The organism is Paraburkholderia aromaticivorans (genome assembly GCF_002278075.1).
In the GTDB taxonomy this organism is placed as follows: domain Bacteria; phylum Pseudomonadota; class Gammaproteobacteria; order Burkholderiales; family Burkholderiaceae; genus Paraburkholderia; species Paraburkholderia aromaticivorans.
The window spans coordinates 3,871,264-3,890,476 of sequence record NZ_CP022989.1; the positions used below are offsets into that span (position 1 = coordinate 3,871,264).

The window sequence follows — 19,213 nt, forward strand, 5'->3', positions numbered from 1 at the left end:
CGCTTTAGCGGTTACTCTGGTCCCATGCAAAGGCGGTCGACCAGAGTTAGCGCTTTAGCGGTTATTCTGGTCCCATGCCAAAGCCCATGCAAAGCACTTACTGCAGTCCCCTGCACTTTGGTTGCTATTCATACCGGACCACTTCGCGCCCGGCAACTGCCGTTCCCGGCCACCCTGCGATCACGTTGGGCCTATTATTACCAGACATATTTTTGTCCGTAATTACCCTGCTGGGTTACCCTCATCGGAGCACGCATGGAACTCGAATGGCGCGATCTGGCCTTTCATCGCGAGATCGGCGCGGTTATCGAAGCGCTCGATAGCGCGCAATTCTGGACTCGCCTCACGCGCGCACTCGAACGGTATGTCGCCTTCGACAACTGGGTCGCGTTGCGCTTCACGACGGGCGAGGCGCCGCTCGTGTGCGCCGAATCGCCGATGCCCGACGGCACCGTGGACACGATGTTCCAGGATTATCTGGCCGCGCTCTATCAACTCGATCCGTTCTATATCGCCGCCACCGAGAAGCCCGCGTCGGGCTTCGTCACGCTGGCCGATGTCGCGCCCGACAACTTCTCGATGACCGATTACTACCAGCGATACTTCCAGAAGAACATTGTCGGCGACGAGGTGCATTTCAACTACATGATCGACGCGCGGCATACGCTCGCCTTTTCGCTGGGCGCGACGCATCGCTATGCGGAGCGCGATCTGGCGGTGCTCGCGCTGTCCGCGCCGTGGGTGATCGCGCTTTTGCGGCAACGCTTGCCCTACGAGACATTCGACGCAGCGCGGCCGGCCTTGAACGAAGCGCCCCCCTTAACGGTGACGGAATCACCCGCCGCCACCGACGCCCCCGCCTATGCCGCGCGCTTCGAACAGGTCGCGTCCGCGGGCGGCCGCGCGTCGCTCACCGCGCGCGAAGTGGAAGTGGCCATGCTCACCTTGAGCGGATTTTCGACGCGCGCGATCGCGGAGAAACTGACGATCTCCTTCGAGACCGTGCGCGCGCACAAGAAGCACATCTACACGAAGCTGAACGTCAGTTCACAGTCGGAGCTGTTCGCACTGTTCTATGAAGCGGGACGCCAGGGCGCATGACGTCCCGCTTTTTTCTCGCCGGATCGCGTCAACCCGTTTCTATCAGGAGCCGCACGCGGCGCAACCGCCTTGCGTGGTTTCTTCATAGCGGTCGTGATGCCTGACCCAGTCGGTCAGATTGCTGTCTTCATTGCGGCCCTTCGGCGTAACGTCGAGATGCGCGTAGGTATTGATGAAGCGTTCGTCACCGCGTCCATAGCAGGAATACGTGTGATACACGTCGCCTTGTTCGTCCTTGTAGAACACGCTGTGGCCGTGTTGTTCGTCGATGCCGACGTCATCCTCAGTGAAGTTGTAGAACGCCTTCCTGCTTGCCAGCTCTTCGGGCGTGAACGACACGTGATAGTCGAAATTGAAATCACTGCCGTTCGACGACACCCACGGAAAGGTCCAGCCCATGCGTTTCCTGAAAGCCTCGATCTTCGCAAGCGGCGCGCGCGACACCGTCACGTACGAGACGTCGTGATGTTCGAGATGCGTGACGATCCCGGTCATGTGATCCGACAGAAACGAGCAGCCGACGCAGCCCTCTTCCCAATCCGGGCCGAGCATGAAGTGATAGACGATCAACTGGCTGCGCCCGTCGAACAGATCGGCCAGCGTCTTGCGGCCCTGCGGCGTATCGAACGTGTAGGTCTTGTCGACCTTGACCCACGGCAGCGCGCGACGTTTGCGCGCAAGTTCGTCGCCGGCGCGCATATGCGCCTTTTCTTCAGCTAACAATGCCCGGCTGGCAGCCAGCCATTCCTCTTGAGAACCAGTACGGTGTTGCGGTTCCATCTGCGTCTCCTTTGCCTGCATCGCGCAGGCCAATCAGCGCGCCCCGCGGGAAGCCCCCGCGGGGACATGCACACCATTCAGGCCACGTAGCGTTCCAGCGAATCGATCCCATCGGTCCAGCCGCGGCGATGATCTTCGCGCTGGGCGTCGTCGGCAAGACGTTCGTGTGTGAGCGTGAGCCACGTGCCATCGCCGTCCGGTTCCAGCAGCAGCGTGACCTGCGATTCATGCTCCGGGCTATAGCGCCATACCCACGTGAAGACGAGCTTGCGGTCGGGCACCACCTCCAGATACTGGCCGTTGACCTCGACTTCGTTGCCGTCCGGCTTGCGATATACGATCGCGTAACGCCCGTCGACGCGCACATCCAGTTCCACACGCACCACGTCGGCGCCGCCCGGATGCATCCACGTCATGAATTGCGCCGGTTCCGTCCAGGCGCGGAAGACTTTGGCGGGCGCGGCGTTGAGACGCCGCTGGAGGGTGAGGCTGGGCTGGGCGGACATGGGGCTTGCTCCTCTTCGACGAAAGCGGCCAGACGATCGAGTGATTCGGACCAGAAGCGCTGATAGCGGCCGAGCCACTCCATGGCTTCCTCCATCGGCCCGGCGCACAGGCGGCAAGCCACCGTGCGGCCGGTTTTGCTGCGCGTGATGAGACCCGCCTCTGACAGCACGTCGAGGTGCTTCATCACTGCGGGCAAGGACATCGCAAACGGCTCGGCGAGTTCGCTGACCGATAGATCGTTCGCCGACAGACGCGCGAGCAACGCCCGCCGTGTCGGGTCGGACAGCGCGGCAAACGTGCGATTCAGCAATGCTTCATTAAACTTAACCATAAGGTTAAGTATAGAAACGAAGCGTGGGATGTCAAGGACGGGCCGGCACTTTCGCAAAGCGCGCCGCACCCCGCGCGAGGGGCGCGGCAAAAAGATACGCGGCGCGCCGCAGATGAAACCTGCAACGCGCCGCGTCAAGGTGGAGAACAACCGACTACAGGCTCGAGCAAAGCGGCCAATGTCGCGCCACCCGGCCCTCGCTTTCCAGCAAAGATCCGATAGATTCAAACCCGGGCGTCGGCAACGTCCGAGCCCATTCCCGCTGCGATCAGATCGCCCAGCCGCCGAGATAGAAACCCACCAGCACGATCGCGATGACAACCGTGCCCACGTTCAGCTTGCGATATTCGCCGCTCACCACGCGGCCGATCACCAGCGTCGCGAAGCCGAGCATGATGCCCGTCACGATGTTGGCGGTCAGCACGATGAACACCGCGCACATCAGACCGGACATCGAGTCCACCATGTCGTCCATATGCAGCTTGCTGACGTTCGAGAGCATCAGCAGACCGACGTACATCAGCGCGGGAGCCGTCGCATACGAAGGCACGAGGCCCGCGAGCGGCGAGAAGAACATCACCACGAGGAACAGCAGACCGACCACCGCTGCCGCCATGCCGGTCTTCGCGCCTGCCGCCACGCCCACCGTCGATTCGATATATGCCGCCGCCGGCGCGCCGCCCAGCAGCCCCGAGAAAATCGAGCTCAGCGAGTCGGCCGTCAAGGCGCGGCCACCGTTGATGATGCGGCCGTTTTCATCGAGTTGCCCGGCTTGTCCCGCGACGGCGCGGATCGTGCCCGTGGCGTCGAACACCGCGGTCATCACGAGGGCCAGCACGCTCGGCAGGACGGCCATCGACAGCGCGCCCTTAATGTCCATCGCGCCGATCAGCGACGCGTGACCCGGCGCGCTCAGCGACGGCACGGCGAACACGCCGTGGAACGACACGGCCGGATCGATGACGAGCGCGATCGCCGAAATCGCCACGATCACGATCAGGATCGAGCCCGGCACGCGGCGGCGCACCAGACCGAAGATAGCCGCGAGTCCCGCCACCGACATCAGGGCCGGCAACGCCGTGATATTGCCGAGCGACACCGGCAAACCGGCGCCGGGATTCTTCACGACGAGACCGACGTCGTTCGCGGCGATCAGCAGCAGAAAGAGGCCAATGCCGATTCCCGTGCCGTGCGCGATGCCGGTCGGCAGATTGCGCAGAATCCACGAACGCACGCCCGTCACCGAGATCGCGGTGAACACCACGCCCATCAGGAACACCGCGCCGAGCGCGACGTTCGGCTGCAGGCCCTTGCCGAGCACGAGGCCGAACGCGGTGAATGCCGTCAGCGAAATCGCGCAGCCGATCGCGATCGGCAAACGCGCCCACACGCCCATCAGCAGCGAGCCGAAGGCCGTGGTCAGACACACGGCGACGAACACCGCACTCGTGTCGAAGCCCGCCTTGCCGAACATGCCCGGCACGACGAACACGGAATAGACCATCGCGAGGAAGGTCGTGATACCCGCGACGATCTCCTGACGCTGCGAGCTGCCGCGTGAAGAGATTTCGAAGTAGCGGTCGAGAAAACCCTTTCCGTCGAATGATTCGGCGCCGACTTCGGAAATCGGTTGGGCGTGGGGTTCCATCATGATGAGTGCCTCCTTTATCAGCGTGCTGAAACGGCCGTCGATACGGCCGCCATCAGGTTCGTCTCGTTGCGTTTGGTTTAGTGTGGTTGCGGTCTTTTTTTGCTGTCTCGAAATGTAGGGCAACACAAATATGTCTCCCATCGCATGAATGGCATGCCCGACATGTCGCGACGCTTATATCGTTTAAGGGACGCCAGACCAGCTCGACGGCCCGCGCGTTTACACCTACGGTTTGCCACGAAGATATGAAAGGGTTTTGAGAGATTCGACGCGTGTCGATCGGCCTCAATCGACCGCGGCCGGGTACCGAAGCGGCAGAGCGCGGCATGAACCATGCTTGGGGCAACCTGTCAGACTGCCTGCGAAACCGGAGCCGCCCAACGTCGCGGGTTACACTCTGGCCCGTACCTGTCTTAACTGCGGCGGCCCACTGCGGCCGTCCGCACCGGCCCTTGGAGTCCTTCTTGATGAGCGGCGGTTTCTCGCGTCCTGCCTGGCGTCACTTGCTTCTTGCTGTGTTCGCTCTGTTCGCGCTGTCTGGTTGCAGCAGCCTGTTGTGGGGCCCGCAGCAGGCGCCGATCGTCGATGCCACGGTGATGCCCGTCGAGCCCGCCAGCGCGCCGGTGGCCGCGTCCGCGCCCGAACCGGTCGAGACCGAAGCAGCCGAACCCGAGCAGCCGAGAAAGCCGAAGAAACCGGTCGTCAAGCCGCACAAGGTCGAGCCTCCGCCGCCCGTCGTCGCGCCCGCGCCGCCGCCTCCGCCGCCCCCGCCGCTGATCGTGCTGCGTACGATCGAGCGCAGCGAGGCGCGCGCGCTGCTCGATAGCGAAGTGCAGAAGCCCGATGGCAAAGTGGTCGGACGCGCGGTCGATCTGATCGCGGACGCCGGCGGCAAGCCGCGTGAAATGGTCGTGAATCTGCAGGGGTTCCTCGGTGTGGGCGACCGCAAGGTGAACTTCCCGTGGAGCTCGTTCCGCTTCACGCCGTCTGCGAAAACCGCGCCTATCACGCTCACCGTTGCCGCGATTCCGGCGAACGCGGCCAGATCCGCCGCGCCCGCGTTGCAATTGCCGCTGATCGACGCCACCGTCGAGCGCTCGAACGGCGCCAAGGTCGGCCGCGTGATCGACGTGCTGATCGACGCCAACGCGCAACCGCAGGCGGTCGTGCTCGACGTCAACGGCATGGTCAGCACCGAGCGGCGCACGATTGCCGCCAGCTGGTCGGCGCTGCGGTTCATCACCAAAGACAAGGCGTTGCATCCGCTGCTCGAGTTGAGCGATGCGCAGATCAATGCGTCGCCGCCTTATGCGAACGACAAGCCGATCCGCGCGGTGTCGCCGGCGCCGCCTCCCGCGCCAGCGCCAGCGCCAGCGCCCGCTCCTGCTTCCGCGCCCGCCGCCGTTGCGGCGCCTGCCGCCGCGGCTACGACCACGGCGGTTTCCAACGCGCGGGCGGCCCGATGACCGGCCGCACTCTGGTAACGGCGCGCAGCTTGCGCGCGCTCGATTGGCTGAATTTCTTCGTCGCCAACGTGCAAACAGGTTTTGGACCGTTCATCGCGTCCTATCTCGCCTCGCATAAGTGGACGCAGGGCGAGATCGGCATGGCGCTCTCGGTGGGTACGATCAGCGCGATGGTGAGCCAGGTGCCGGGCGGCGCCGCCGTCGACGCGTTGCGCAACAAGAAAGGCGCGGCGGCCTGGGCGATCATCGCAATCATCTTGAGCGCGGTACTGCTGGCCGTCAGTCCGACGGTGCTGCCGGTGATCGCCGCCGAGGTGTTTCACGGCTTCGCGAGCTGCATGCTGACCCCGGCGCTCGCCGCGATTTCGTTCGCGCTGGTGGGACGGGCGAATCTCGGCGACCGGCTCGGGCGCAATGCGCGCTGGGCGTCGATCGGCAGCGCGGTTGCCGCCGGCCTGATGGGCGTGTTCGGCGAGTACTATTCGCCGCGCGCGGTGTTCTGGCTGACCGCCGCGCTCGCCGTGCCGGCCCTCTTCGCGCTGACGATGATCCAGCGCACCGACACCGTCGAGTTGCCGAAGGCCGCGCCGACGCCGCAGCAGATCGAGCGGCGCGAGAGTTTGCGCGAGTTGTTGCGTGACAAGCGGATGCTGCTGTTCGCGGCGTGCATCGTGCTGTTCCATCTGTCGAATGCTGCGATGCTCAATCTCGCCGCGGGAGAAGTGACGGCCGGCATGGGCGACAACGTGCAGCTCGTGATTGCGGCCTGCATCATCGTGCCGCAGGCGATCGTGGCGATCATGTCGCCGTGGGTCGGACGCTCGGCCGAGCGTTGGGGACGCCGGCCGATTCTGCTGCTCGGGTTTTCAGCGCTGCCGATCCGGGCGTTGTTGTTTGCCGGAATCAGCAGCCCTTATCTGCTCGTGCCGGTGCAGATGCTCGATGGTTTGAGCGCTGCCGTGTTCGGGGTGATGCTGCCGCTGATTGCCGCCGATGTGGCGGGCGGTAAGGGGCGCTATAACCTGTGTATTGGCCTGTTTGGATTGGCGGCCGGAATCGGGGCTACGTTGAGCACGACCGCAGCCGGGTTTGTGGCGGACCATTTTGGGAATGCGGTGAGCTTTTTTGGTTTGGCCGCGGCTGGAGCGTTGGCTGTTCTGCTGGTGTGGGCCGCCATGCCGGAGACTCGGGATGCGGCGGCTGAAGATGAGGCGCCGGTGGCGGATGCGGGAGAGTCGGCGGTTCGGTGATGGATGTGGGGTGTTGCCCGTGCCGCACAGGCAGCACCCCACAGGCAACACCTCACTACCCAATATCCCGCCCAGCAGTCTCCCGCATAAACGGCAACGGCAACAAAGAAACCACCCCACACCCGATCAGATACCACGCCGGCGCGAGATTACTCCCCGAAACCTGAATCAACCACGTAGCAAAAAACTGCGCAAATCCACCGAAAATGGACACCCCAAGACAATAAACAATCGACATCCCAGTCGCGCGAATCTCGCGAGGAAACATCTCCGGCAACATGACGATATTAGGCACCGCGGTAAACGCAACCAGCACGGCCAGCCCCGCGACCACCGACAACAGAACCGGCACCGTCGGCGAAGCATTGATAATCATGAACGCCGGATACACGGCCACAATCAGCAGCACACGCGAAACCCACAACACATGCTTGCGCCCGACGCGATCCGACAACGCCCCTGCAAATGGCGAACAGATCACCGTCACCACAGCAGCCGTCCACGCAGCCCAGAGCGCCGACGACATCGGCAAATGCAAAATCCGGATCGCGTACGTGGACAGATAGAACAGCACGATATAGTTCGCCGCCGTGCCGCCGATCGTCGTCAGAACGCCCGTCGCGATCACGCGGGAATGCTCGCGAAACAGCTTGCGCACCGGCTGCGAGGCGGGTCGCGAGACAGGCTGCAAAGTCGCCGCGACACCCTCGCCCGCGTGCGGCGCCGAGCTCTCTTCGACACCCGGCAGCGTTTCATCCAGATGCCGCCGGATATAGATGCCGATCGGCCCCATCGCCATGCCGATCACGAACGGCACCCGCCAACCCCAGCTCTCCAGCGCGGCGGTTGAAAGCGCCGCGGCCAACGCGACACCGAGCAACGATCCGCACACCGTGTTCAAGCCCTGGCTCACGAACTGCCAGCTGCCGTAAAAGCCGCGCGTCTGATTGCTGCCATACTCCAGCAACAGCGAGGTCGACGCCCCGACCTCGCCACCCAGCGCAAAGCCCTGAATCAGCCGCGCCAGAATCACCAGCAGCGGCGCGGCCATGCCGATCGCCGCGTAAGTCGGCGCGAACGCGATGATCGCGGAGCCGAGCGTCATCAGCCACAGCGTGAGACTCATCGCGGCCTTGCGGCCCGCGCGATCGGCATACGCACCGAGCACGATGCCGCCCACCGGACGCATGATGAAGCCGACGCCGAACGTCCCGACCGCCAGCATCAGTTGCGCAAGCTGCCCTTCCACCGGGAAATACAGCTTGCCGATAATCGTCGCGAAGAAGCTGTAGATCGTGAAGTCGAAAAACTCGAGGCCGTTGCCGAGCGTGATCGCTGCAATTGCCTTGGCGTGGCTCGCGCGCTTCGCGGGCTGCGCGGCCGCACTCTGCATGGCCAGCGTGTCGGTGCCGGCGGGCTGCGATGTGGCGGAATAGTCCATCTGTCTCTCCATGGTGTTCTTGCTGCGGATGCGCGGCTTTGCCCGCTCATGCAATCGCTTGGGCGTCAGACCAGAAACGTCTGCGCGAGTCTCACCCAATAGGCCGCGCCGGTGGCGAGGCAATCGTCGTTGAAGTCGTAGCCGGGGTTGTGGACCATGCAACCGCCCTCGCCGTCGCCATTGCCGATGATGAGATAGCTGCCGGCGCAACGCTCCAGCAGGAAGGCGAAATCTTCACTGCCGGTGAGCGGCTGCATGTCCGCGATCAGGCCGCCTTCGCCAAGCCAGTCGAGCGCGACTTGCCGCGCAAGACCGGTCATGGCCGCATCGTTGACGAGGACCGGATAGCGACGCTGATAATCCACCTGCGCCTGCGCGCCGAACACGGCCGCCTGGCCGCACGCCACCGCCGTGATGCGTTCCTGCAAGTAATCGCGCACCTCGGGCTTCAATGCGCGCACCGACAGGCGCATCTCGGCCGTCTCCGGAATCACGTTCGGTGCATCGCCCGCGTGAATCGCGCCGACGGTGATGATCGCCATGTCGAGCGGCGCAATATTGCGCGAGACGATAGACTGCAATGCGAGCACGATCTGCGCGCACACCACCACCGGATCGACGGCCTTATGCGGCACCGCGCCATGACCGCCGCGGCCGGTCACCTTGATGATCACCGTATCCGACGAGGCCATGAAAGAGCCCGGCAGGAAACCGAACTTGCCCGTCGGGAAGCCTGGCATGTTGTGCATCGCAAACACGGCGTCGCAGGGAAACTGGTCGAACAGGCCGTCCTCGAGCATTTTTTTAGCGCCGGCCAGGCCCTCTTCCGCGGGCTGGAAAATCAGATTCAACGTACCGTCGAAGCACTTTTCCCGCGCCAGATGTTTGGCCGCGGCGAGCAGCATGGCCGTGTGGCCGTCGTGACCGCATGCGTGCATCTTGCCGGGCACCTTGCTCGCGTAGGGCAGGCCGGTGGTCTCGTGAATCGGCAGCGCGTCCATGTCGGCGCGCAGCCCCAGCTTGCGCGTACCGGTGCCGACTTTCAGTTGCCCGACGACACCCGTTTGACCCAGCCCGCGATGCACGGTGTAGCCCCACTCCTGCAAGCGTTCGGCGACCAGGTCGCCGGTGGCGAACTCTTCGTAAGCCAGTTCGGGCTGCGCGTGAATACGGCGGCGCAGCGCGATCATTTCGTCTTCGAGTTCGGCGATGCCCGCCGGAATGGCCATGGTGTTCACGTCGTGTCTCCGTCAATGAAAGCGTGAACCCAGCATAACGACGCCGATTTTCCAGCGGCAGGCGTAGAATCGTTGCGCCGGCAACCGCTGGTTGCCACCTTATCCCCTCCTCGTCAGATGAAACTGCATCAGCTCAGCACATTAGCGGCGATCGCCGATACTGGAAGTATCCGGGCCGCCGCCCGCTCGCTTGACCTGTCGCCCGCCGCCGTGACCAAGGCCATGCGCGAACTGGAAGCCGATCTGCAGGCGCCGCTGGTGGTGCGCAGCGCGAGCGGCGTCGCGTTTACCGAATTCGGCCGCGCGCTGGTCGTGCATGCGCGCCTCGTGCTCGGGCAATTGCAGCGGGCGCAAGCCGAGATCGAAGCGCTACGCGGCGCCGCCGCGGGCAAACTGTCGATCGGCGTGACGCCGTGGGTTGCGTTGACGTTTCTGCCGCCCACCGTGCAGCGGTTCCGTCAGCGCATGCCGGAAGTGCAGCTGGAGTTTTTCGAAGGATTGCTGGCGGTCGTGCAGCCGCGCCTGCGCGACGGCAGCCTCGATTTTTCGATCGGTCGGCCGCCTCCCGCGTCGCCGCAATCGGAGTTTCACAACGTGCCGCTCTTTTCCACGCATTCAGCCGTGGTCGCGCGGCGTGATCATCCGAAAGCCGGCTGCCGCACGCTGCTCGAACTGGAAGACGCGGAATGGGTATTGAACTGGGATCCGGCAAGCCGCGAGTCGATCTCGGACAATGTGTTTCGCAAGCGCGGCATGCAGGTGCCGCACACCATTCATCTCGCGCACTCGCTGGCGGTCGTGCTGGGTCTGCTCGCGCACACGGACATGCTCAGCATTTTTCCGTGGCCGCTCGTGGAAGTGACGCTCGCGAAGGAGCAGCTGTGGGCGCTGCCATTGCGTGAAACGGTCGATGAAACCATCGTCAGCATCACATCGCGCCGCGGCGCGCCGACGAGTCCGGCGGCCGCGTGTTTTCTCGAATGCCTGCGTGAAGTGATCGGCGAAGGGGCGCGCTCGCAAGACCCCGAGCAGCGCCGGCTATTTCATTCGATCGAACTGCTGCTTTAGTCGCGGCATGCGTGACGTGATGCCGCTGCGCACACTCACGCGCCGTAACCGACCACGCCCTTGATCTCCAGAAAGTCCTCCAGGCCGAACTCGCCGTACTCGCGGCCATTGCCCGATTGCTTGAAGCCGCCAAACGGCGCCTCGGGATTGTAGTCCGCGTAGTTCAGATAGATCGTGCCGGTGCGCAACCGCTTGGCCACCGCGCGCGCGTGCTCGATCGAGCCCGATTGCACGTAGCCGGCCAGACCGTAGAGGCTGTCGTTGGCCATCGCAATCGCTTCGTCTTCGGAGTCGTAGGCGAGGATCGACAGGACCGGACCGAAGATTTCCTCGCGCGCGATCGTCATGTCCGGCGTGACCTTGCCGAATACCGTCGGCCGCACGAAGTAGCCCTCTTTCAACTCTTCCGGGCGGCCCGGGCCGCCGGCCACCAGCGTGGCGCCCTCTTCCATGCCCACGCCGATCAGCCGCTGGATCTTGTCGAACTGCGCTTCGCTGATCACGGGGCCGAGATCCGTCTCCATCGCATTCGCGGGACCGACGCGCAACGCTTCTGCGGCCTCCTTTGCATACACCAGCGCTTCGGCCTCGCGCGCGCGCGGCACGAACATGCGCGTGGGCGCATCGCACGATTGACCGCTGTTGTCGAAACAGGCACGCGTGCCGCGCATGACGGCCTCTTTCAGGTCGGCGTCTTCGAGAATCAGGTTGGCCGATTTGCCGCCCAGCTCCTGATGCACGCGCTTGACCGTGTCCGCCGCGGCCTTCGCGACCAGCACGCCGGCGCGCGTCGAACCGGTGAACGACATCATGTCGATATCCGGATGAGAGGACATCGCTTCGCCCACGGTGCGGCCTTCGCCGTTCACGAGGTTGAACACGCCGGCCGGCACGCCGGCTTCGTCGAGAATTTCCGCGAAGATGATGCCCGACAGCGGCGCCAGTTCCGAAGGCTTGAGCACCATCGTGCAGCCGGCCGCCAGCGCGGGCGCCACCTTGGTGGTGATCTGCAAGGCCGGCCAGTTCCACGGCGTGATCAGCCCGCATACGCCCACCGCTTCCTTGCGGATCAGAATGCCGCTCTTCACGTATTCGAACTCGAAAGTGTCGAGCGTGCGGATCATCGTTTCCAGATGCGCGACGCCGGTCCAGGCTTGCGCGTCGTTCGCGTACTGCAGCGGCGCGCCCATCTCGCGGCTGATCGCATGCACCATGTCGTCATAGCGCTTGCGATAGACGTCGAGGATCGCCTGCAGCAAATCGATGCGCTGCGCGATCGTCGTTTCGCTATAGGCGGGGAACGCGCGCTTCGCGGCGGCCACGGCGCGATCGACATCCGCCGCGCTGCCGAGCGAGATCTGCGCGAACGCGCTGGCGGTGGACGGATCGATGACGTCGAGCGTGGCCGCGCCGGCCTGATTAACCGGAGCGAGCGGCTCGACCCATTGACCATCGATATAGAACTGCTTGGCGTGTTCCATGAGGCTTGTCCTTTACGTGAATGTTTCAGGTCAGATAGAGCGCCGATCGCACCCGCGGCGGCATCGCCTGCTTTACATCGACGCCGCTCAATCTGAATGTCTTCAAATCGAAATTCACCGCTACGCAGCTTTGGCTCAGACTCCGGCTTCGAATCCATTGTTCGCATCGATTCGACGATAGCGACATCGATCCAATCAACCAGGAGAGACTCATGAGCACCATCACTTTCACCCGCATCGACGCTAGAGGCCCCGGCGCCACCGGTCTGAATCCGGCCCTGCACGATCCGGCCGACGTCATCCTCGAAGGCGCCACGGCACCGCACGCCCTCAACGCTTACTCCGACGCCACCAACATGCTGTCAGCCGGCGTATGGCAATGCGATGCCGGTACGCTGAAGCTGGCCGACCTGCCGATTCACGAAGTCTGCGTGCTGATCGAAGGCGAAGTCGTCGTTACCAGCGACGACGGCCGCAGCGAACGCTATGCCGCAGGCGACGCCTTCATCCTGCACAAAGGCTTCTCCGGCACGTGGCACATGCCGGTGGCGACCAAGAAATACAGCATCGTCTATTGCGGTTGATTCACACTGCATTGCACCGCTGCTTCACCAGGGACCGCACCCGTTAAGGTGCGGTTTTTTTATTGCGGCGGCAACACAAAAAGAAAGCGTCCGCCACCGCTGCGCGGACGCCTCGGGCTACATCGGAAAACCCAGCGCCTTGATCGAATTGATCCACAGACGCCGCCAGCCGCCGCGATCGTCGGCGCCGTCGAACGCGTTGAAGGTGATCTTCGCGGCGATCCAGCGCACGGGTTCCGGCGGAATATAGGACGGCCCCTTGCGCGAGATATCGAGCGACGTGATCACCGTATCGCGATGCCACAACATGTCGAGACCCATCCTCGCGCCGAAGCGGCTGCCCGCCACGCCAAAGCCCGTATAACCGGCGACGAACACGCTCTTGCCGCCGTGATAACGGCGCGCGAACACCGCTCCGCGCGAGCAGTAGTCGATCGGGCCGCCCCATGCATGGGTGAAGCGCACGTCGTCCAGTTGCGGGAAGGTGCGGTAGAACGCTTCGGCGAGCTTGTAATAGGTGCTTTCATCGCGATCGGCTGCGGGATTCGGATCGCCGCCGAAGTGGTAGCTCACCCGGCCGCCGAAGATGATGCGATTGTCTTTGGTGAGCCGGAAATAGTTGAGCTGCGTGCGCGTGTCATAAATGCCCTGGCGATTCTTCCAGCCGATGCGCGCCATCTGTTCGTCGCTCAACGGCGCCGTTGCGATGATGTGATCGCGCACCTGCATCACACGGCGCTTGATGTCGGTCACGCCCACGTCCGCGGTGCCGGTGCCGAGCAGCACGCGCGGCGTCTCGATGCGGCCCGCCTGCGTGTGCACGACCATTGCCGCGCCGCGGTCTTCCAGACGCGTGAGCGGCGAATGCTCATGCAGACGCACGCCGAGTTTCAGCGCGGCGGCTTTCAACCCCCATGCGAGCTTTGCCGGATGAATCGTGCCGCTGCGGTTGCGCGACCACATCGCGCCGGCAAAGAGCGGCGAATCGAGTTGCTCGCGCGCGCCTCGACTGTCGAGCAAGACCACGTCATGCCCGTGTGCCACATGCAGCTCGTAGTCGCCCTTCAGATGATCGAGGTGGCCCGGATCGACCGCGACGGTCATCTCGCCGTTCCACTCGACTTCTGCTTCGATGCCGTAGCGCGCCAACGACGCCTTGAAGCCGTCGAGATTCTCCTGCCCCAGCCTTTCGAGCACGTCGAGGTCTTGCGGAAAGACCCGCGTCGCGTTCGGCAAGCCGTGCATCACGGAAGTCGAGATGATGCCGCCCGGCCGGCCCGAGGCGCCGTAAGCCACCTTGCCCGCCTCGATCAGCACGACGTCGAGCGACGGGTCGGCTTCTTTCGCCTGAATCGCGGCCCACAAACCGGTAAAGCCGCCGCCCACCACGACCAGATCCGCACAAGTCGGACCGATCAGCTCCCGTTCGACAGCCGGCGCGCACGGATTGTCCAGCCAGAACGGAAATAGCTTTACCCCTTCAAACGCGCGCTTTACTGACTCGCTCATTCTGTTTGCCTGCCTGATTTGGAAACCATTGCTCGTATTGCACGAATGCGAAACTCAGCGTCATCCAGTTGACCGGCAGGCCGAGCAGATGGTTCGCGCCGCCCACCAGCGCGTCGCCCGAACTCCACACCGCCAGCGAGAAGAACGCGACGGAGGTCAGCAACGCGAGAAACGAGCCGACGATCCGCCCATGAATGCCGAAATGCGCGCCCGAGGAAACCGGGTCGCTGGTGCCGTTACGTGGACCGAACAGGCTCATCGGCGCGAGAATGCACGAGCCGATCATCACGCCGATCACGATCGAATAGACGCCCGCCTTGAACGACAAGCCGAGCAGCACCGGAAAACTGCCGAGCACCGACGTCGAAAAGGTATTGCAGCCGCCGAACAGCAAGCGGAACAGATCGATCGGCCGCGCATATCGCGAGCGATCCGGAATGCGTTCGAAACCGAATGTTTCGACTTGAGTGATGCTGTTGCTGCTCATTGTCTCCGACTCCTGTAACGGCCAGGTCAATCACAATGGCTCGCCACGGGGATGCGGCGACCACTTTTCTCAGATGTCTGGCCGCCACTGTAAAGACAATCGTCGCCGGCAAAAATATCGCCCGCCCAACCTTTACTTCGATACCCGGCGATGTAACCCGCAAGCCCCATCCCATATAGCGCTACGGGCGCGCCGGCAGGCCTGCCGGCGACCTGTTGCGAGGCACGCCCGGCGCAAACGTCGAAGCGAATAGCGAGAATCGAAACGTCTTTCATCCACCTTACGCGCCGCCCGCCTGACGCGTCTGGCGGCGCTTTTTTGCCGCGGCGACGGTGGGCAGCGGCACCGGCACCGCGCCCGACATGCCGTGCTCGATCAGAAAATCGCGGAACAGACCGGCCACGTGCGGCAGCCGTTTATCCGACACGTGCATCACATACCAGTCGCGCTCGATCGGATTGGCGGGCAGCGGCAGCAACGCAAGCAGGCCCGCCTGAAACTCCAGCGAACACGCGTGCAGCGAAAGAAACGCAATGCCCAGTCCAGCCTCGACCAACTGCTTGATGGCCTCATTGCTCGACAGCTCGGAGCCGATGTGAAGCTTCAGACCCGCGAGGCGAAACAGATTTTCGACGGTCGAACGCGTGCCCGAACCTCGCTCCCGCACGAACAGATTCGCGCTTTGCAGGTCGTCGAGCGACAAACGCTTTTTCTTCATCAACGCGTGCGCGGGCGAGGCGACGAACGCCATGGGATGCCTCGCGAACGCGGTCGCCGCCGTGCGCAGTTCGCGCGGCGCGCTGCCCATCACCGCGAGATCGATCTCATGGGTAGCCAGCATACGGATGATGTCGGCGCGATTGCCGACCTTGAACTGCACCTTCACCTGCGGGCGCGACTCGGTGAAACGCACGAGAAAAGGCGGGATCAGATACTCGGCCGTGGTGATCGCGCCGATGCGCAGCGTGCCACCCTGCTCGCCGTGCAACGCGGCCAGGTCGTCAGCCGCGCCGTTCCACAGGTCGAGGATTTCCAGCGCATAGCGCGCGAGGATCTCGCCGGCCGCGGTCAACTGCACGCCGCGTCCCACGCGCTGCAATAGCGGCGCGCCCGCGGCCTCCTCCAGCAAACGCACCTGGAGCGAAACGGCCGGCTGCGTGAGCCGCAACTCCTCGGCCGCACGCGATACGCTGCCGAGCTTCGCAACCGTATGCAAGGCCTTCAACTGACGAAACGTGGCGGCTTTTAACATAAGTGAAAACCTATATATTCCTCATAAACATTAAATTGTGCTGCGGTTTCGGCCGATTTTATACTGGCCTGACAGATCAACCGGGGAAGCTTCGATATCGCGCTCCACACCGCGCCATCACCCGCCCCGGCACGAATAACGTCAGGAGGATAGCGATCATGGTCGAAACCGATCAACAGGCATGCACGGCAACGCAACGCGAGCGATCCGCGCCACGTGCGCAGCGGACGGACAGCACGGCGGGGCATCGGATCGTCATCGTCGGCGGCGGCGTGGGCGGACTCGGGCTCGCCACACGTCTGTGCGAAACGCTCGGGCGCGCCGGTCTCGCGCAGGTCGTACTGGTCGACCGCTGGCCCACGCACTTCTGGAAGCCTTTGCTGCACGAAGCCGCTTCGGGTCAGCTCGACCCCGCCACGCATCAACTGCAATATGCGGTACAGGCGCAACGCCATGGCTTCGAATTCGAACAGGGCGAGCTCACCGCGCTCGATCGCGCGCAGCGCCACATCACCCTGAGCGCGCTGCGCGATGCCGACGGCCGCGAAATCCTGCCGGCGCGTCAGATCGCCTTCGATACCTTGGTGCTGGCCATGGGCAGCGTCACGCAGTATTTCGGCATACCAGGCGCCGCCGGCCACGCGCTGCCGCTCGAATCGGTCGCGCATGCGGAAGCCTTCCGCCGCAAGCTGCTCGACGCCTGCCTGCGCGCCAGCCACGCGCGCCGGGCACGCACCGCGCAAGCGGACACGCCGGTGTCGATCAACATCATCGGTGCGGGTGCGACCGGTGTCGAACTCGCCGCGGCGCTGCGCGACACGGTGCGTTTGCTGAATCGCTACAGCCCCTTCTCGCTCGATCCGGTGCGCGACTTTCGCATCCGTTTGATCGAAAGCGGCGGGCGCGTGCTGCCCGCCTTGTCCGAAACGATTTCGGCGCGCGCGCAGCGGATGCTCGACAGCCTGGGCGTGGAAGTATTGAGCACGACCCGCGTCACCGAAGTACGCGCCGACGCCGTGCTGACTGAAGGCGGTGCGCCGCTCGCGAGCGACATCGCGATCTGGACAGCGGGTATCGCGGGGCCGCCGGTGTTGCGCACGCTCGATGGCATCGCCGTGAACCGCAACGCGCAGGTAAGCGTGGATCGCACCCTGCAGTGCACAAACGACGCCAACGTATTCGGTCTCGGCGATTGCGCGGCCTGTCCCGCCGATACCGCAGGCGCTTTCCTCGCGCCGCGTGCCCAGGTCGCGCATCAGCAGGCATTGTTTCTCGCGCGTGCGTTGAAGTGCCGGGTAGCGGGCAAAGCGTTGCCCGAGTTCGTGTATCGCGACGCCGGCACGCTGGTCGGCTTCGGGCGTGAAGGCGCCATCGGCAGCCTCAGCAGCAGCTTGCTGACGCGGCCGGTATTCGTCGACGGCTGGTTCGCCACCGCGGTGTACAAGCTCATTTATCGCCGGCACGTCATGACCTTGACCGGTTTCGCGCGCATGGCGCTCGATACGGCGAGCCACTGGCTGCGCAGACGCGTGCATCCGGTAATCCGTCTGCACTGAGCTAAACGCGGCGACTCACGAGCCCCGTGAGTCGTCGCCGGCCACTGACATCTTCACCTTCGCTTAGCACGGCGCCAGCCTCGCAAGCCATTTCCCCTCCCCCGATCGAGCCTCCGTTCGATCGAGTCTTCACGCCCGCTCCACACGGCTCGATCAACGCGCGGTAAATGCGCGGCAAATGCGCAACAAGCGCGCGATCAACCTCGACACGCCACGGGGCAGCCGCCAAGCGCATCGAGTATCGAAACAAAACATGCATCCGCGATATATGACGGAATTGTCATCTTGCTCTCACGTTGATATCGATCAACGACTTGTACGATGAAGCCGTTTCACTTTCGACCCGTACCGTATGCGGCATTTTCAAAAAATGCGAAGCCTGACAACGCGCATCGCTCATTTCGGCGCAGGCTTCCCGGCGCAATGGGAAAGGCTTCAGATCGAACGGCCGGTCTCGCTGGCAGCCGCCCTGGTCGTGATTGCGGTCAGCTCTATGGCGTTCTGGTGGAATCAGCCTGACGGGCTCTTCGACGGCGGCGACCCGTCCCGCGCCGCGCCATCCGCGTCCGCATCGGCCTCCCTCTCGGCAAAGCCGGGTGGCCCCGACGGCCCGTTGTTCAGCCACGGGCTGCTCTCCCTTGAAGTATTCTCCGCCATGACACGCACGCCGACACGCCCGTCGAGCCCCTTGCCCGTGGACGATCTCCGCCTCGGCGCACCCCATGCCTACCTGTCATGCAGTCCCGCCGCGCGCATGGGCCGCTGAAAAGCGTCACCGGAGAGAACGCCATGCGTATCCTGATCGTCGAGGACGAAATCAAAACCGGCACGTACCTTCGAAAGGGATTGACCGAAGCGGGGTTTATCGTCGACTGGGTGGCGGACGGGCTGACCGGCCAGCATCGCGCGCTGACGGAAGACTACGATCTGATCATCCTCGACGTCATGCTGCCCGGCCAGGACGGCTGGACCGTGCTGAAAAACCTGCGCCGCACCCATTCGACTTCGGTGCTGCTGCTCACCGCGCGCGACGAAGTGGACGACAAGGTGCGGGGACTCGAAATGGGCGGCGACGACTACCTCGGCAAGCCGTTCGACTTTGCCGAACTGCTGGCCCGGGTCCGATCCATCCTGCGACGCGGACAGGCCCGCGACGCCGCCTCGCTGCAAGTGTCGAACCTGGTGCTCGACCTGACGCGCCGCAAGGCCACACGTCAGGGCGATACGATCCTGCTCACGGCCAAGGAATTCGCGTTGCTGTGGCTGCTGATGCGTCGTCAGGGGGAAATCCTGCCTCGCTCGACGATCGCCTCCCAGGTGTGGGACATGAACTTCGACAGCGACACCAACGTGGTCGACGCCGCGATCCGGCGCCTGCGCGCGAAAGTCGACGACAACTACGAACCGCGGCTGATCCACACCGTACGCGGCATGGGCTACGTGCTGGAAGAGCGCTACCTGTTGCAGCCATGATGCGCCGTCTGTTCGCGGCACTGAGTCCGCGCGCGAAC

18 protein-coding genes and 1 pseudogene are annotated in these 19,213 nt (G+C 63.9%); 8 read left to right on the top strand and 11 right to left on the bottom strand.

Annotation, left to right across the window (positions count from 1 at the left end):
* Positions 1-255 precede the first annotated feature (255 nt).
* Positions 256-1,101, top strand: coding sequence for a helix-turn-helix transcriptional regulator (locus CJU94_RS17440; RefSeq protein ID WP_095419754.1), 846 nt, complete (start codon positions 256-258; stop codon positions 1,099-1,101).
* 42 nt (positions 1,102-1,143) lie between these two features.
* Here the strand turns inward: CJU94_RS17440 and CJU94_RS17445 are convergent, their stop codons facing one another.
* From CJU94_RS17445 to CJU94_RS17460, 4 genes are all read right to left on the bottom strand, one after another.
* Entirely contained in the window at positions 1,144-1,881 is a 738-nt protein-coding gene (locus CJU94_RS17445; RefSeq protein WP_095419755.1) for a DUF899 domain-containing protein, read from the bottom strand.
* A gap of 77 nt (positions 1,882-1,958) precedes the next feature.
* Positions 1,959-2,297, bottom strand: coding sequence for an SRPBCC family protein (locus CJU94_RS17450; protein WP_244220861.1), 339 nt, complete (start codon positions 2,295-2,297; stop codon positions 1,959-1,961).
* Positions 2,294-2,869, bottom strand: a complete 576-nt coding sequence (locus CJU94_RS17455) for an ArsR/SmtB family transcription factor (RefSeq protein WP_341868351.1) — start codon at positions 2,867-2,869, stop codon at positions 2,294-2,296. Before CJU94_RS17455 ends, CJU94_RS17450 begins: the two co-directional genes overlap by 4 nt.
* A gap of 118 nt (positions 2,870-2,987) precedes the next feature.
* Positions 2,988-4,370 carry an NCS2 family permease gene (locus CJU94_RS17460; protein ID WP_095419758.1) on the bottom strand — a complete coding sequence of 461 codons (1,383 nt, stop codon included), beginning with the start codon at positions 4,368-4,370 and terminating at the stop codon, positions 2,988-2,990.
* A 467-nt stretch (positions 4,371-4,837) separates the two neighbouring features.
* Here CJU94_RS17460 and CJU94_RS17465 point away from each other — a divergent pair, with 467 nt between their 5' ends.
* Together CJU94_RS17465 and CJU94_RS17470 are read left to right on the top strand one after the other, a co-directional pair.
* Positions 4,838-5,836, top strand: a complete 999-nt coding sequence (locus CJU94_RS17465; protein WP_095419759.1) for a PRC-barrel domain-containing protein — start codon at positions 4,838-4,840, stop codon at positions 5,834-5,836.
* The gene (locus tag CJU94_RS17470; RefSeq protein ID WP_095419760.1) at positions 5,833-7,086 is read left to right on the top strand and encodes an MFS transporter; all 1,254 of its coding nucleotides are present in this window, start codon (positions 5,833-5,835) and stop codon (positions 7,084-7,086) included. The genes CJU94_RS17465 and CJU94_RS17470 overlap by 4 nt, the downstream gene beginning before the upstream one ends.
* 55 nt (positions 7,087-7,141) lie before the next feature.
* Here the strand turns inward: CJU94_RS17470 and CJU94_RS17475 are convergent, their stop codons facing one another.
* Together CJU94_RS17475 and CJU94_RS17480 are read right to left on the bottom strand one after the other, a co-directional pair.
* Entirely contained in the window at positions 7,142-8,527 is a 1,386-nt protein-coding gene (locus tag CJU94_RS17475) for an MFS transporter (protein ID WP_095419761.1), read from the bottom strand.
* Positions 8,528-8,592: 65 nt separating this feature from the next.
* Positions 8,593-9,765 (bottom strand): M20 aminoacylase family protein, encoded by a 1,173-nt coding sequence (locus CJU94_RS17480; protein ID WP_095419762.1) that lies wholly within the window; start codon positions 9,763-9,765, stop codon positions 8,593-8,595.
* A gap of 117 nt (positions 9,766-9,882) precedes the next feature.
* Here CJU94_RS17480 and CJU94_RS17485 point away from each other — a divergent pair, with 117 nt between their 5' ends.
* Positions 9,883-10,833 carry a LysR substrate-binding domain-containing protein gene (locus CJU94_RS17485; protein WP_095419763.1) on the top strand — a complete coding sequence of 317 codons (951 nt, stop codon included), beginning with the start codon at positions 9,883-9,885 and terminating at the stop codon, positions 10,831-10,833.
* 35 nt (positions 10,834-10,868) lie between these two features.
* On the opposite strand, the gene CJU94_RS17490 is transcribed toward CJU94_RS17485, so the two are convergent.
* Entirely contained in the window at positions 10,869-12,314 is a 1,446-nt protein-coding gene (locus tag CJU94_RS17490; RefSeq protein ID WP_095419764.1) for an aldehyde dehydrogenase family protein, read from the bottom strand.
* A 212-nt stretch (positions 12,315-12,526) separates the two neighbouring features.
* Here CJU94_RS17490 and CJU94_RS17495 point away from each other — a divergent pair, with 212 nt between their 5' ends.
* The gene (locus CJU94_RS17495) at positions 12,527-12,898 is read left to right on the top strand and encodes a cupin domain-containing protein (RefSeq protein WP_095419765.1); all 372 of its coding nucleotides are present in this window, start codon (positions 12,527-12,529) and stop codon (positions 12,896-12,898) included.
* A gap of 117 nt (positions 12,899-13,015) precedes the next feature.
* Here the strand turns inward: CJU94_RS17495 and CJU94_RS17500 are convergent, their stop codons facing one another.
* The 4 genes and pseudogenes from CJU94_RS17500 to CJU94_RS17510 all read right to left on the bottom strand — a co-directional run bounded on the left by CJU94_RS17500 (position 13,016) and on the right by CJU94_RS17510 (position 16,146).
* Positions 13,016-14,407 carry an NAD(P)/FAD-dependent oxidoreductase gene (locus tag CJU94_RS17500; RefSeq protein ID WP_095419766.1) on the bottom strand — a complete coding sequence of 464 codons (1,392 nt, stop codon included), beginning with the start codon at positions 14,405-14,407 and terminating at the stop codon, positions 13,016-13,018.
* A gap of 34 nt (positions 14,408-14,441) precedes the next feature.
* Positions 14,442-14,894 (bottom strand): annotated as a pseudogene (locus CJU94_RS17505) (cytosine permease); the annotation flags it as partial.
* A 26-nt stretch (positions 14,895-14,920) separates the two neighbouring features.
* Positions 14,921-15,169, bottom strand: a complete 249-nt coding sequence (locus tag CJU94_RS40910) for a hypothetical protein (RefSeq protein WP_157763762.1) — start codon at positions 15,167-15,169, stop codon at positions 14,921-14,923.
* Positions 15,170-15,174: 5 nt separating this feature from the next.
* Positions 15,175-16,146, bottom strand: a complete 972-nt coding sequence (locus tag CJU94_RS17510; RefSeq protein ID WP_095419767.1) for a LysR family transcriptional regulator — start codon at positions 16,144-16,146, stop codon at positions 15,175-15,177.
* 158 nt (positions 16,147-16,304) lie between these two features.
* On the opposite strand from CJU94_RS17510, the gene CJU94_RS17515 reads away from it, so the two are divergent.
* From CJU94_RS17515 to irlR, 3 genes are all read left to right on the top strand, one after another.
* Positions 16,305-17,702: an NAD(P)/FAD-dependent oxidoreductase gene (locus CJU94_RS17515; RefSeq protein ID WP_244220862.1), complete on the top strand. Its 1,398-nt coding sequence runs from the start codon at positions 16,305-16,307 to the stop codon at positions 17,700-17,702.
* Between the two features lie 352 nt (positions 17,703-18,054).
* Positions 18,055-18,468 carry a hypothetical protein gene (locus CJU94_RS17520; protein ID WP_244220863.1) on the top strand — a complete coding sequence of 138 codons (414 nt, stop codon included), beginning with the start codon at positions 18,055-18,057 and terminating at the stop codon, positions 18,466-18,468.
* A gap of 23 nt (positions 18,469-18,491) precedes the next feature.
* Positions 18,492-19,175: a heavy metal response regulator transcription factor IrlR gene (gene irlR, locus CJU94_RS17525; protein ID WP_095420418.1), complete on the top strand. Its 684-nt coding sequence runs from the start codon at positions 18,492-18,494 to the stop codon at positions 19,173-19,175.
* The last annotated feature ends 38 nt before the right edge of the window (positions 19,176-19,213 follow it).